Annotated in this window: 9 protein-coding genes; 6 read left to right on the forward strand and 3 right to left on the reverse strand. The window is 45.0% G+C overall.

Features of this window, described 5'->3' with window-relative positions:
- Positions 1-189: 189 nt before the first annotated feature.
- Positions 190-840 carry a response regulator transcription factor gene (locus FTT75_RS08600; protein WP_004281370.1) on the forward strand — a complete coding sequence of 217 codons (651 nt, stop codon included), beginning with the start codon at positions 190-192 and terminating at the stop codon, positions 838-840.
- Between the two features lie 80 nt (positions 841-920).
- On the opposite strand, the gene FTT75_RS08605 is transcribed toward FTT75_RS08600, so the two are convergent.
- Positions 921-1,682, reverse strand: a complete 762-nt coding sequence (locus FTT75_RS08605) for a hypothetical protein (protein WP_005173201.1) — start codon at positions 1,680-1,682, stop codon at positions 921-923.
- Between the two features lie 410 nt (positions 1,683-2,092).
- The gene (locus FTT75_RS08610; RefSeq protein WP_074383882.1) at positions 2,093-5,584 is read right to left on the reverse strand and encodes a PAS domain-containing hybrid sensor histidine kinase/response regulator; all 3,492 of its coding nucleotides are present in this window, start codon (positions 5,582-5,584) and stop codon (positions 2,093-2,095) included.
- A gap of 182 nt (positions 5,585-5,766) precedes the next feature.
- Here FTT75_RS08610 and FTT75_RS08615 point away from each other — a divergent pair, with 182 nt between their 5' ends.
- The 4 genes from FTT75_RS08615 to FTT75_RS08630 all read left to right on the forward strand — a co-directional run bounded on the left by FTT75_RS08615 (position 5,767) and on the right by FTT75_RS08630 (position 10,913).
- Positions 5,767-6,099 (forward strand): DUF485 domain-containing protein, encoded by a 333-nt coding sequence (locus tag FTT75_RS08615; RefSeq protein WP_004890697.1) that lies wholly within the window; start codon positions 5,767-5,769, stop codon positions 6,097-6,099.
- Between the two features lies 1 nt (position 6,100).
- Positions 6,101-7,807: a cation acetate symporter gene (locus FTT75_RS08620; protein ID WP_100354923.1), complete on the forward strand. Its 1,707-nt coding sequence runs from the start codon at positions 6,101-6,103 to the stop codon at positions 7,805-7,807.
- 246 nt (positions 7,808-8,053) lie between these two features.
- Positions 8,054-8,767 carry an ion channel gene (locus tag FTT75_RS08625; protein ID WP_005095099.1) on the forward strand — a complete coding sequence of 238 codons (714 nt, stop codon included), beginning with the start codon at positions 8,054-8,056 and terminating at the stop codon, positions 8,765-8,767.
- Positions 8,768-8,942: 175 nt separating this feature from the next.
- On the forward strand, positions 8,943-10,913 hold the full coding sequence (locus FTT75_RS08630; RefSeq protein ID WP_180041151.1) for a choline BCCT transporter BetT: 1,971 nt from the start codon (positions 8,943-8,945) through the stop codon (positions 10,911-10,913).
- Between the two features lie 68 nt (positions 10,914-10,981).
- On the opposite strand, the gene omp33-36 is transcribed toward FTT75_RS08630, so the two are convergent.
- Positions 10,982-11,893 (reverse strand): porin Omp33-36, encoded by a 912-nt coding sequence (gene omp33-36 / locus FTT75_RS08635; protein WP_373686069.1) that lies wholly within the window; start codon positions 11,891-11,893, stop codon positions 10,982-10,984.
- Positions 11,894-13,006: 1,113 nt separating this feature from the next.
- Between omp33-36 and FTT75_RS08640 the strand changes: the two genes are divergently transcribed.
- A complete protein-coding gene (locus FTT75_RS08640; protein ID WP_180186254.1) occupies positions 13,007-14,713 on the forward strand; it encodes a diguanylate cyclase in 1,707 nt (568 codons plus the stop codon).
- Positions 14,714-14,937: the final 224 nt, after the last annotated feature.

The following is a 14,937-nucleotide window of genomic DNA, read 5'->3' on the forward strand; positions in this document are numbered from 1 at the left end:
TTTTAATTTAGGAATACGTTATATATAAAAAAGTGATGAGAATTAAATAATTATTGAAATACCGCGAAAAATGGTGATTTTGAAGAAAAACTGCATATTATTTTAAAAATTGTAGAGTCTTGCATATCCTTAACCGGGTTGTGTGGTTAGAATAGGGGCTACCGTGCCAAGATCTCTCTCACGTTGCCTATGAATATTTTAATCGTTGATGATCATCCACTATTTCGTCATGCCTTGATTCAGGCTGTACGTTATAGCCTGCCACAAGCCCAGATTCATGAAACTGCGGCAGTCAATGAATTTTATGAACGTCTAGAAAATGGCCCCGAGCCTGATCTTGTGCTGCTGGATTTAAATTTGCCAGGCGCATCAGGTTTTTCTGCCTTGGTACACGTCCGCGCGCAATATCCGTCGCTGCCGATCATTGTCGTGTCTGCGCATGAAGAAGTCAGTATTATCCAGCGTGCCATTGCGCATGGTGCCATGGGCTATATTCCAAAATCTGCCCATCCAAGCCATATTGGTGAAGCGATTCGCGAAGTGCTGGAAGGTGAGATCTGGTTACCGCCAAATCTGCCAGCCAACATGAACTTTGACCCGCGTGCTGCCGATGAAACGGCTTTGGCGGAACGGATCCAGTCTTTGACCCCACAACAGTTCCGAGTATTGATGATGGTGGCCGAAGGCTTGCTGAATAAGCAGATTGCTTATGAACTGGACGTGTCAGAAGCGACCATTAAAGCGCATGTGACTGCAATTTTCCGTAAGCTTGGCGTACAAAACCGGACACAAGCGGTATTGGCCATTAATGCACTGAATATTGAAGACCGGAAAATGTAAGTTCTGTATATCCGCATGGAAAAAGGCCTCCTTGGAGGTCTTTTTTTATCTGAATAATTCAGTGAAAAAGCATGCATATATTAAGCAATATAATCCTGCTTGCGGGTGAAATCATCGCAGAATAACGGATTTAAAGCACATTGCAATTCATCGATCTGATCTTCGGTGACATAACCCTTGGATTTCAGATATTCGGCCACGCGATCATCTCGCAGGCTCAGGAAAGTCGCATCATAAACACCCAGATCGACAAAGAGTGCAGCCGTTTCCAGACTGTTAAAACGGTCTAGATAGACTTCATTGTCATACATCAGGAAGATATGATCATCGCGCGTGTTCGGATCGACATGTAAACGCTGCGCCAGCTCATGCGGGCAGGTTTTGATAAATAGTAAATCAGACAGCTCGTCAAACTGGCTAGTATCCAGACAGTTATCTTCGTTTTTGACTTTACCCAGCCAGGCCTTAAACACCAGGACGGCACCACCACGCAGCAACATGCTCCAGATCTGATGACGAGTTTGCACCGGAAGATCCGCCGTTTCAGCTTCTAAAGACTGAAGCAGTTTGTCTTCCTGCTCGGCAATCCGTTCAAACAGACCCAGTCCTTGCGGCTTGTAAGCATAAGGTTCAAAGACATCAAAATGTAATTCATCAAAAACTTGCAGTGCCAGCGGGACTGCACTCTGATACAGCGTTTCCAGCGCCTGATACTGGGCATCATTCAGCTTGCTGTATTTAAAGATCTGTGCCCAGTCAATGCTTGGCAATAAGGCATTGGCGCCATATTGACGGTGGAACTGCTGGGCCTGATTCAGGCCATGGTTTTGATCTATGTTCATGTGAAGAACTCCGATATGCAGAAAGATCAGCTACCCAAACAATCAAGGCATGTATGAGATGGAAACTGATCGTTTCTTATTCCTCTATTTTTAGAGCCAAGCATAGCTGATAAAAAATACGACTAAAGTTATAGTGCTGGAAAATTACCCTTTAATTATGAGTTAAAACAAATAGATAATTAATTGTAAATAAGTGTACTGCTGTACAGGTACAGATTGGTCATTTTTTGCCATGGTGAATTAGAAAATGAACATTTTGGTCAATTTATTCGGCTGTATTTTCGGCATATTTGCTGCTTTTAGCACATTAGAATAAATTTTATGCAAGCTAGGTGATTTTCTGTGGCAGTTGAGTATAAAAAATGCCCATTTTAAGCTTTAAAATGGGCATTCATGAATGCAATACAATCTTAGGAATCAGAAATTTTCAGTCCGGATAACCATGATCGTAAGGATGCAGGTTTCAGTGGTTTTTTCAGCAATACAATATTCAGCTCTTTCAGGCGCTGTGGCAATTCCGGATCGGAATCGGCAGTAATCAGCGCCACCGGAACATCATTGCGGCGCTGTTCCAGAATAAAGTCTAAACCGATCTTGTTCTGATTGAGATGCTGATCGACCAGCCAGACCTGAATATTTTCCTGCTGAATCAGCCTCAATGCCTGCTCTGGTTCGGTGGCTTTAAAGACTTGATAACCCCATTTGCTCAACAAGGTCGCCATCCCTTCCAGAATGGTTTCATCATTATCCAGACACAGGATTTTAAACGCCTTGGTTTTTAGTGGTACGGCCTGAACAGGTGCAGCGACGACTTTGGGTGCTGCAATGACAGGCACTTCAATCATAAAACAGGAGCCTTTGCCCAGCGCCGAATACACATGCACCGGATAGTCCAGCATGCTGGTCATGCGTTGCACGATGGCCAGACCCAGTCCAAGGCCCTGTTCACCCCATGGAGAGGTATGGCCGCAACGTTCAAACTCCTGAAACAGCTTGATACGTTGTTCTTCGGCAATCCCCGGTCCGGTATCCCAGACGCCAATGCGGATATGATTCGGTTTGGTACTGGAGCGTAAGACCCCGACCATCACTTTACCTTTGGCGGTATAACGCAGCGCATTACTGACAAAGTTCTGGATAATCCGGCGAATCCACTGTGGATCGGTATCAATCCAGAACTGCGCATCATGCACACTGAATTGAATGCCACGTTGTGCCGCAATGGATTTAAACTGCAGTTCCAGATCACTCAGCAGGTCATGTAGCGGATAGGCCTGACGTTTCGGCTGAATGGTACCGCCTTCCAGTCGGGCAATATCCAGTAGCGCAGACAGCATGCTTTCTGCACCATGCAGGGCACGATCCAGTTGCTGCAAGGTCTTGCGGTCTTCGTCATTTTGGACGCTTTGTTCCAAGGCAGTACTGAACAGACGCGCCGCATGCATCGGCTGCAACAGGTCATGACTGGCGGCGGCAATAAAGCGGCTTTTCGACATATTGGCTTTGTCGGCCTGTTCACGCGCCAGTTGCTGCTCGGACAGGGCATCGGCCAGCTGTTGAGTACGATCCTGAACCCGGGCTTCCAAGACGGCTTCATTTTCACGGAAGGCAGTAATATCGGCGAAAGTTGTAACGAAACCACCCCCTTCGATCGGATTACCACGCATCTGAATGACCCGGCCATCTTTACGAATCCGTTCAAATTCATGGGCACTGCCGACCTGCATCCAGTGAATACGCTTGCGGACATGTTCTTCGACCGAACCCGGCCCACATTCACCACGTTCGGCGTTATAACGGATCAGATCTGCGATTGGACAGCCGACATAGACAATATCGGTCGGATAATCGAACAGTTTCAGATACTGATTATTCCAGGCCACCAGACACATGTTTTCATCGACTACGCTGACCCCTTGGGTCATGTGATCAATCATGGTCATGATCAGATTCTGGTTAAAACGTTGCCATTGCGAGGCCTGATCGAGAATGTTGGCGACCTGACCCAAGGCCAGGCCATTATTGACCATGGCCGTGGTCAGCAGGGTACGTGCCGAAGCTGCCCCGATGGTACCGGCCAGATATTGTTCGGTAAAACGCCACCACATGCCATTGGCGCTGCTATTTTCATTCAGTTCGACACTGTTTTGGGTACAAAATTGCTGAAAAGCGCGGGTAGTGGGCCCTTCACCGGTAATGCGCTTGGCCAGGGTAATCAGATCGCCGACTTTTAAACGCGCCACATCCTGATGCGAATAACTGACTTCAGTTGAGGGACTCTGCGATGGCAGTGGCTTGGTTTCATAATAGAAGAAACTTTCAGCCTGAATCTGTTCGGCAATACTCGGACGGAAAATCCGCGAGATCCAAATATATAGGATTGTATTCAGGCCCAGTGCCCAGACCACCCCATGCGTCAGCGGATCAAACGATTCGAAACCGATCAGCGCTTCAGGACGTAACCAGTTCCAGCCAAAAGGGCCGTTAGTGAGCAGATTTTGGCTAAAGCGGTGATAGGCTTCTGGCAGGCTGCGCAGAATGGTGGGAAATAGCAGGGTATAGGACCACAAGGCAAAACCGGTCAACAGACCCGCATATACGCCCTGCTTACTACCACCGCGCCAGTAGAGGCCACCGATCAGGGCAGGGGCGAATTGTGCTACCGCACTAAAGGCCAACAGGCCAAAAACAGAAAGCTGATCAATATCATTAAAGAAGTTGAAGAACAGGAAGCCCATTAACATCACGCCCAGAATACAGATCCGGCGGGTAAATTTCAGTACCAGCGGCAAGCGTTTATCATGTCGGGAAATCAGTTTCAAACGCCATAGCGCTGGCATAATCAGATCATTACTGAGCATGATGGAAAGTGCCACAGAAGACACCAGCAGCATCCCGGTAGATGCGGAAAAGCCGCCCAAGAATGCCAATAAAGTGAGCCAGTCCTGATTATAGCTGAGGGGTAAGGACAGGACCGCCACATCTGGAATTGCCAGATATTGCGGCGCCGCATGCAATGCCCAGCTGGCAATCGGAATAATCGCCAGCGTGGTCAGAATCAGATAAACCGCAAACCAGCGCCGTGCACCGCGGATATGTTTTTCATCACGCAGCTCCACCACTGCCACATGGAACTGGCGTGGCAGGCAGATAACTGCCAGGGCTGCCAGCAAGGTCTGAACCCAGAAACTTTGCGGAACCCCAAACAGCTGGACATCACGGAAGGTGGTACTGATATCTGTGCTGATCTGTGCCATATTTCCTGGTGCTTCAAACATAAAGAAACAGGCGACTGCCAGCAGGGCAAAGAGCTTGACAAAGGATTCAAAGGCCACGGCCAGCATCAGACCGCCATGCTGTTCAGTATTGGCAATCTGCCGGGTGCCAAAGATCATCGCCAGAATGGCCAGTACACCGGTCAAAAACAGCACCCCATTGGTGGTGTTGGCAATTCCGGCAGATGGTTCCAGAATGACTGCGGCACTCAGGGCAATGGCGCGTAGCTGTAAAGCCAGATAAGGCACAATCGCGACCACTGCCAGAATGGTGACCAGCGATGCCAGCGGGCCACTTTTACCATAGCGCGCCGCGACAAAGTCCGCGATTGAGGAAATCGCATGATGCTGTCTCACCCGTCCCAGACGGCGCCAGATGTCATAGCCGACAGCAACGAAGAGCAGTGGGCCTAAGTAAATCGGCAGGAAAATAATCCCTTCACGTACCGCAGCACCTGTGGCGCCATAAAAGGTCCAGGAGGAACAGTACACTCCTAAAGTTAAACTAAACAATAGCATGCGCCCACGGGTACTCAGCCGGCTGGCATGTTTTTCCCCGTAGAAAGCGCAGATAAAGAGTAATGCGATATAGAGGGCGAGTACCCCTATGATGAGCCAACTGTTCATATAGCCTGATGTGTACTGAGCATGCCGCTATGATAACGCATCGTGAACGCTACAGTTTAAATTGATCATTTTTTAACGACCAAAGTCTAAATTACAAGCACCTACGATTATTGTTAATTTGCAACAGTGATAATTCGAATTAAAAAATAGTCGGCCCAAGGTTGGGCTTCAGGAGAGTAATTATGGATGAGGTACAAGTAGATCGCATTCTACAAAATCCAAAATTCAAAGAAATGGTTGCCAAGAAAAGTCGTCTTAGCTGGACGCTTACGGCAATCATGTTATTCGTTTATGTCGGCTTCATGCTTTTGGTCGGCTATAACAAAGAGTTTCTATTGTCTTCACTTTCAGGTGGTGTGACCACGTGGGGTATTCCACTCGGTCTGGGCATCATTGTTTTGTCGTTTCTCTTGTGTGGTGTGTATTCCTACATTGCCAATAACAAACTGGATCAATTGACCGAAGAAGCAATCCGTGAAGTTGAAGCAATCGCTCATGAAAAAGGACCACGTTAAGATGAAATGGAATTCTCTTATTGCCCTGGCGACCACCCTTATGGCTTCAGGTATGGCTTTTGCTGGTCCTGATCTGGGTGCCGCAGAACAGCAACCAACCAACTGGCCTGCAATTATCATGTTTGTGATTTTCGTAGGTGCAACACTGTTCATTACCAAATGGGCAGCGAAACAAACCACCAGCACCACAGATTTCTATACGGCCGGTGGCGGTATTTCTGGTTTCCAGAATGGCCTGGCCATTGCCGGTGACTATATGTCAGCAGCATCATTCCTGGGTATTTCCGCGATGGTGTTCCTGTCAGGCTTTGATGGCTTGCTGTATTCACTGGGCTTTATGGTCGGTTGGCCGATCGTATTGTTCCTGGTGGCAGAACGTCTGCGTAACCTGGGTAAATACAACCTGTCAGACGTAGTATCTTTCCGCTTGCAGGAAAAACCGGTACGTACCTTGGCTGCTTTAAGTTCACTGGTTGTGGTGGCGTTCTACCTGATTGCACAGATGGTGGGTGCAGGTCAGCTGATCAAACTTCTATTCGGTCTGAACTATAACATTGCAGTCGTGATCGTTGGCTTGTTGATGATGGCCTACGTAATTTTCGGCGGTATGTTGGCAACCACCTGGGTACAGATCATCAAGGCGGTAATGTTGCTGTCTGGTGCGACCTTTATGGCATTCATGGTCATGAAAGGCGTGGGCTTCAGCTTTACCAACATGTTTGAACAGGCGATTGGTGTTTATTCAAAAGTACATGACTTGAGCCTGACAGATGCGACCAAGATCATGGGTCCGGGTAGTCTGGCGTCTAATCCGATTGATGCGATTTCTTTAGGTCTGGCATTGATGTTTGGTACAGCAGGTCTTCCACATATCCTGATGCGTTTCTTCACGGTAAAAGATGCCAAAGAAGCGCGTAAATCAGTAGTGGTTGCTACAGGTTTTATTGGTTATTTCTACCTGCTCACTTTCATCATTGGTTTCGGTGCGATTCTGTATGTATCGAACAACCCGCAATTCCTTGATGTTGCAAAAATGGCGGTGACTGGCAAGCTGGAGCTTGTTGGTGGTAACAATATGGCGGCGGTGCACCTGTCTGATGCAGTGGGCGGCGACCTGTTCATGGGCTTCATTTCTGCAGTTGCATTTGCCACGATTCTTGCAGTCGTTGCTGGTTTGACTCTGTCAGGTGCCTCAGCTATTTCGCATGACTTGTATGCCAACGTGTTGAAGAAAGGCCAAACTACGCCTGCCTCTGAACTACGTATGTCTAAGATTGCGACTTTAGGTCTTGCGATCTTTGCAATGATTCTCGGGATTCTATTCGAGAAACAAAACGTAGCCTTCATGGTCGGTCTGGCATTCTCGGTTGCAGCATGTGCCAACTTCCCGGTACTGGTATTGTCTATGTTCTGGAAAGGCTTGACGACACGTGGTGCAGTGATTGGTGGTGTTGCAGGTCTGGTAACAGCAGTAACCTTGATTGTGCTGTCTAAAGCAGTATGGGTCGATACTTTGGGTATTTCTGATACGCCAGTGAACCCGTTCAATGGTCCTGCAATCTTCGCGATGCCATTGTCATTCTTCTGCTGCTGGTTGTTCTCTGTGACGGATAATTCGGCACAGGCTCAGGCAGAACGCAAAGCCTTTGATGCGCAGTTTGTACGCTCACAAACTGGTATTGGTATCTCAGGCGCATCGGATCACTAAGATCTCCGCTACGCTAAAAAAAGCCCCGTCAGGGGCTTTTTTTATGGAGATATCATCAAGTTTTTTCTTTAGTATAAACGCCGTATTGAATTGAGCTGGCTGGATTTGTGCAGCGTTATTTCAGTAATTTTCATACAAATCGCATATCTGCAAGCGACTTTGAGCATGCTATGTTAAAAGCGGCTAACCATAACAATGTGTTCCCTACATGAAGATAGTAACAAGAATAGCAACAAGAAGGGCATTATGAAGCAATCTTTGCAGCAGTTCTGGCACAGCTTTACCCATCTGCCCTCAGCATGGCTGCTTTGTTTACAATTGCTGATTTTGATCTTGTCCATGTTGAGTTATGAAAACCTGCCCTATCGGGCAATCACCTGGATGCTCGGTGTCCTGGTGTTACTGGTCATTGCCAAGGTCATTCGCCAGACGCCGATGTTTACCATTTTAGGACTCAGCTTTGTGGCCGGCGCAATTCTATTTTCTTCACTGATTGTTTTGGGCCTGCGCTATACCTGGGTCTATGTGACGGCGAATCTGTTTGAAGCCAGTGCATATTTTAGTGCTGCTTATGGCCTGTTGCGTTATATGTTTCATGACCGCTATCTTACCAAAGATGAACTCTTTGCAGCTGGAGCGGTATTTACCTTACTGGCCTGGGGCTTTGCTTTTCTTTATAGTGTCTGCCAGTTATGGGTGCCTTACAGCTTTTCAGATCCTGACTTGCAAGCCCATCAGCCTTGGCTAGATTTGATCTTTCTCAGCTTTAGTGTCCAGTCCGCCACGGGCTTGTCGGATGTGATGCCGGTCAGTCCGCTGGCACGGATGCTGGCAATTATCCAGATGTTTGTCGGGGTGATGTATTTGGCCCTGATTGTTTCTCGCTTAATTGCCTTGCAATATATCGCACGTCTACCTCATAAAAAGAACGTGAAAAATAGAGAAAACCCGCCTGAGTAATGAAGTTCATCCTTTTATTGTATTGGTTACAGTAACTTAACGGCTTTATTTTGTGTAACATCCTAAAATAGCAGGAGATCTAGCTTCCATAGACTGAATCTGTCTGATCATTTTGACCTTACCAATAATTATTTGACGCTGTTTGTCGATCCAATTTTTAAAAAATGGAGGAGGTATGCCTTCCACAAAACCATCCTGGTTTGCCAATATCAATCCAAATGTTTTTATTAGTACTGTCGCCATTATTGCGATATTTTTAGCGTTGGTCGTATTTGCACCCGATGCTTTTTCAGTTTTCACCCAGCAACTGAACCAGTGGATTACCACCTCCTTTAGCTGGTTCTATGTATTGTCGGTGGCGATATTTCTCATCCTTCTAGTTTATATTGCCCTATCGGATATGGGCAAAATCAAACTGGGACCCGACCATAGCCAGCCGAAATATAGCAGTGCCTCCTGGTTTGCGATGTTATTCACCGCAGGAATGGGGATTGGACTGATGTTCTTTGGCGTGGCCGAACCGGTGATGCATTATGTCACGCCACCTGCCGGTGAACCGGAAACTGTACTGGCTGCACAACAATCTATGCGGGTCACCTTTTTCCACTGGGGGCTGCATGCCTGGGCCATTTATACGCTCGTCGGTTTGTCGCTGGCGTATTTTGCTTATCGGCATCAACTCCCCTTAAAAATTCGCTCAGCCTTGTATCCGCTGATTGGCAAAAAAATCTATGGCCCGATTGGAGATGGCGTCGATACCTTTGCCACCATTGGTACGGTATTTGGTGTGGCCACCACGCTTGGTTTCGGGGTGACCCAAATCAATTCAGGTTTGAACTATTTGTTTGGCATTGAACAGGCACCCAGTACTCAGGTCATTTTGATTATTGTGGTCAGTGCCATGGCGGCGACTTCCGTATTTTTTGGATTAGACAAAGGAATTAAACGTTTATCTGAACTAAATTTGGTACTTGCACTGCTGTTGCTGATTTTTGTTTTTGTGGCAGGTCCGAGTATTTATCTGTTACAGACGACTATTCAGAATGCCGGCCAGTATGTTTCAAATCTGTTCAGTATGACCTTTAATCTGTATGCCTATCAGCCAAGTGGCTGGATTGGGGGCTGGACCATCATGTACTGGGCCTGGTGGATTTCCTGGTCGCCATTTGTCGGGATGTTTATTGCCCGGGTCTCGGAAGGGCGCAGTATTCGTGAATTTATCGTGGGTGTATTGCTGATCCCGACTGGATTTACCCTGATCTGGATGGGCTTTATGGGCAATGCTGCGCTGTATAGCATTATGCATGAAGCCAATACCAGCTTGCTAGAAGCAGTTCAACGTGATTCCTCTGTGGCTCTATTCGAATTTTTAGCTAATCTGCCTTTCAGCTCAGTGACCAGTATCATTGCGACTTTACTGGTGATGCTGTTCTTTGTGACTTCTGCCGATTCAGGAGCATTGGTGACTGATTATCTGACAGCAAAAAGTGAAAATTCACCGACCTGGCAGCGTCTGTTCTGGACCGTACTCATGGCTTTACTGGCTATCATCCTTTTACTGGCAGGAGGCTTAGAGGCTTTGCAATCGGCCACGATCATGAGTGCTTTGCCATTTACATTCATTATGCTGCTGATGTGCTGGGGATTAATCAAAGCCTTACATCTGGATGTCACCAAAATGCATGCGCTGCAAGCTGCACGGATCACCCCGCGTGCAATCCAGAATCCACGCAGCTGGCAACAGCGATTAGGCCTGATTATGCATTATCCGCACACTCAGGAAGAGGTGCAGCAGTATATTCACAATACAGTGAATAAGGCATTTCTCAGCTTTCAAAGTGAATTGAAACGGCGCCGATTACACGTGGCGATTAGCCCGCTAGAAGACGGTATACAGCTCCGTGTTGATCATCAGGATGAAATTAATTTTATCTATCAGGTCAATGCCACCCAGACTTTAAGTCCAAGCTTTATGTCTGAACTGGAGAATGCGGGCGTAGATTCTTATCAGGCAGAAGTTTTTTTAAGAGAAGGCGGGCAGGGCTATGATGTGATGGAATGGACCCAAGAAGATCTATTACAGGACATCATTGACCAATATGAACGTCATTTGCACTTCTTAAGTCTGGTACGTACACCTGAGTAAACGGAGTCATAAAACAATAAAAAAGGACGCAATATGCGTCCTTTTTTGATTCAGAATCTAATCAGAAATTAGAAACGGAATTTCGCATTTACGCCAACAGTTTGTGTGTCACGTACTTGTGTATTTTGCGCAAGATTTGCTTCGTAGTTAGCATTTACATAAGTTGCGCCAACTGCAACAGCAGGAGTGATGAAGTAGTTTACGTTCGCACCCCAAGCTTTGTCTGGAGAACCAGCATAGCTAGATTCCATATAAGATGCGCCAACGCTTAACTGTGGGTTAAGGAAAAGCGTAGTACCTAGGTTGTAGGCAGTGTCTTCACCATAAACTAAACCAGATTCAAAACCAATTGACATGTTTGTACCGTCAATCGCGCCTACGTATTTAGTACGTGCAGTGATTGCGTCTTGGTCTTCATTAATTGTTGCAGATTCAAGAGCAGCTTTAGCAACGCCATTAGAAACGATGTTGAAAGCGTCATAAGAAGTCTGGTCAGCAACACTGGTATAACCCACAGCAACCAAGAAGTTAGGGATTAGTAATGCACCTAGTTCTAATGCATAACGGTCACCATTGCCGTCTGCTTTACCCGCTTTGTTATCCGCGATGGTATGGCTATAAGAAGCGCTTGCATAAACAGGCACAACTTTAGTTGGGATATAAGTTTCACCTTTCACGCCGTAAGTATGATTTACAGTACGTGAACGTCCAGCTTCTTCTTGACCATTTTCGCCATAGCTATACGCTAGAGCAACATTAGATGCTTGGTTTAGGAAAGCAGCTTCAGCTAAAGGACCTTTAGAAGCATCTACATCTTTAAAGTAATAAGTACCTTGAACAGCGCCAGTGAAGTCTTTGTCATTTGCAGTGTTATCGATGTACTCTGACTGACCTTGAACTTCGAATTGATATGCTTGAGCACCGGTCATCGCTAATAATACAGCAGTGGCTAAACCTAGTTTTTTCATGATATTTACCATTTTGTTACAAAAGATGTACAACATAGAACGTATTGTATTGTAACAATTTATTAAGTCAATCCGCTTTGAATTTAGTATTTTTTCGTCTTAAAATAATGTATTAGTTTTGTGTAATATTCATCTATTTAGCTTGAAATTGAATTTTATGTAAAATTTGTTTTATAACAAAAAGCTAGAGCTTAAAAATAGAACACTACGTCAAAGATTAAGAAGAAAATGTGTGGATATTATTATTCATTAATTAAATTGATTATTGATTTTTTATCGTAAAATTCAATTTATGTTTTAAGGATAAATTCATAAATATGTCAAAAAATATAAGATGAATTATATAATTCATCACGCTTTATTATAAATTGTACAAATTTAATGCAGAATTTCTCTAGAATTGTAATAGGTGTCTCTTTTTTGAACCAAAATGTGATGCTTTTTAATCTCGACTAGGCCAATCGGCTTTACATTGTTAATAGATTTTTACATAATATCAGTATCAGGTTAAAGTTCATGTTTCATTATGATTTAACGTGATTCTCCACAATTTTTTTATTGGCCCAGCTTTCCCCAAGGTTGGGCTTTTTTTTATCCGCATTTTTTATTTACTTTCTATTCATCTTCTAAGATAGAAACTGTTCTGTAGCAATGAACTTCAGCAATAAAAATAGTAAAAATAAAGCACTAAAATGGTGCATATTAATTCATTAATAGATGACCTAAAAATATAAGCACTAAAAAAAACCCCAGTTTTCATAGAAAACTGGGGTTTTTTCGCCAAAATTTGCGGGTAAACTAAAATATCTGCTGAGGAATAATTTAACTCGCCCTAATGCGGTGCATTATGCACCCAATTGTTGCATGTGTAAATAGTGCGGAAAGCAAGTTTTGATATTTTTTTTAATGCTTAAAAGTCCTGTATTTGTGTTGTATTTTTTGTAGGATAAAACCCATAAAACTTTAGCCTGAATTTAAAAAGTAGCGCTTTTAAAAATTAAAATCAAAAAAATATAGAAAAAACATTAACTAAGTTGAATTACCTACTTTAAGAGTATTTCATTTTATTTGTATAATAATCGCTCTATACAGCATTCTTTTGGCATTGGGGCGTAATAAAACAGCATGAACACCTTACGCTCAGGCTGGATCAGTAAACGTTTATACTGGGCCATGTCGATTATTATTTTATGTTTACTTTGTATCTGTATTCCCTTAATTGTGAGTAGCAGTCAAAGTTATTTAAAATCCAGACAAACCTATCAACAATTGAATGCATTGCAGCAGGTCGCTGACCTGGCAAATAAAATTTCGCGTGAGCGTGCGCCTGCCAATAAGGCCATGTCCAGTTCGGTGCAGGAATTTGCCCAGCATCAGCAAGAGTTAATCAGCTACCGTCAACAGGTGGATCGGCAGCTCTCCCAGACGGCTGATGTCTTGACGGAGGTCGGTTTTAACAACCTGAGTCAGCAACTTTCACAGCTTGAGAATAGTTTGAAAAAAGGGCGTGCACAGGTTGATGCTTATACCCAGATGCCGCGTCAGCTGCGCAGTGCTCAGGAACTTGATCAGGCGATTCTGGCGATGTTTGCTGCCTGGGAAAGTTGCCGTGAACTTTTGCGTGACGTGGCGGTGGCTTCAGATAGCTCATCGACCCCTCTGAATAACTATATTAGCCAGATTCTATTTTTATCAGATTTACGTGATCAGGCCGGTCGTGTGGCCTCGTCTATCATGGCACATGTGACTTTTGAAGCTCCGCTTCCCACTGAAAATATTACCCGCTCTTTACAGACCCAACATCAGGTGCGTTATTTGTGGGCCTTGATTGATACCATTCAACCTGTTCAAGATAAGACTGAGGAATTCATCCGTTTACATCGGCGGGTAGAAACCGAGTTTATTCAGCAAGGCTTACCGATTGTGAGTGAGCTGATCAGTGACAGTCTGGAGCAACGTGACTACCGTTTGAGCGGGACAGAGCTGACTGAAGCGATCGTAGATAAATTTGCGACTGTGGTAGACCTGCAAACTTATCTGCTGCAATACAGCAGAGATGCCGCTATTCAGGAAATGAACAGCAATATGCAGCGTTTGATCTGGAGCGTGTTGGTATCGTTGATTTCATTACTGACCGCGATTTCCACCATGATCTTTGCACGCAAACAAGTATTTTTGCCACTTATTCAGGCACGCCGCATGTTGTTGAGTTTGTCTAAAAACTCGGGTCGTCAGAAAATTGATATGCGGCTGCGTGAAGTGAATCATTCTGATTCCTTATTCGCTGCCATTCAGAAATTGCAACAAATGTTGCAAGAACGCGATGCGCTAGAATTCCGGTTAAAGAATATCGCGCATTCAGATGCTTTGACCGGATTATCAAACCGTTTTGCTCTGGAAGAATATATCCGTTTTCTGGAAAATCAACCGAGCCAACTGAGCCAAACCTGTTTGATGATTATCGATATTGATCATTTTAAACAGGTGAATGATCGGTATGGGCATATTGTGGGTGATCAGGTGATTCAACTGGTGGCCGAGCGGTTAAAGGCCAATGTTCGGGCGACGGATTTGCTGGTGCGCTATGGTGGCGATGAATTTCTGGTACTGATTGAAAATATTGAAATGGATCAGGCACTGATCGTTGCAGATAAAATTCGGGCTGAAGTGGCTGAGCGCTATATTCTGACTGCGCTAGGAGACGAGATCCAGATTTCGGTCAGTATCGGGGTGGCGATTGGGGCTGTTTCCTGGATGGCTTTGTTGTCAAATGCCGATGATGCTTTGTTTAAAGCCAAAGCGAAGGGACGGAATGTGGTGGCTGAGGTTTAGTCTAAAAGATTCCTTCTCTACTTTTGACTGCACAAAAGTAGCCAAATGCATTTGTTCGACTGATGCTAAGTCCCTTTAGCACAGTCAAACGGGCAACATCCATGTTGCCAGTCATGTGATTTAATTTGGATGATCTTTAGACTTAAGTTGGTCATGTTCATGCCAAATTATTTCCAATGCATCAGACTAAAAAGACGCATGAAAACTGGCAGCCAATTCATTCT

The sequence above is a fragment of the Acinetobacter sp. YH01008 genome (assembly GCF_013420435.1).
Classification (GTDB): domain Bacteria; phylum Pseudomonadota; class Gammaproteobacteria; order Pseudomonadales; family Moraxellaceae; genus Acinetobacter; species Acinetobacter pseudolwoffii.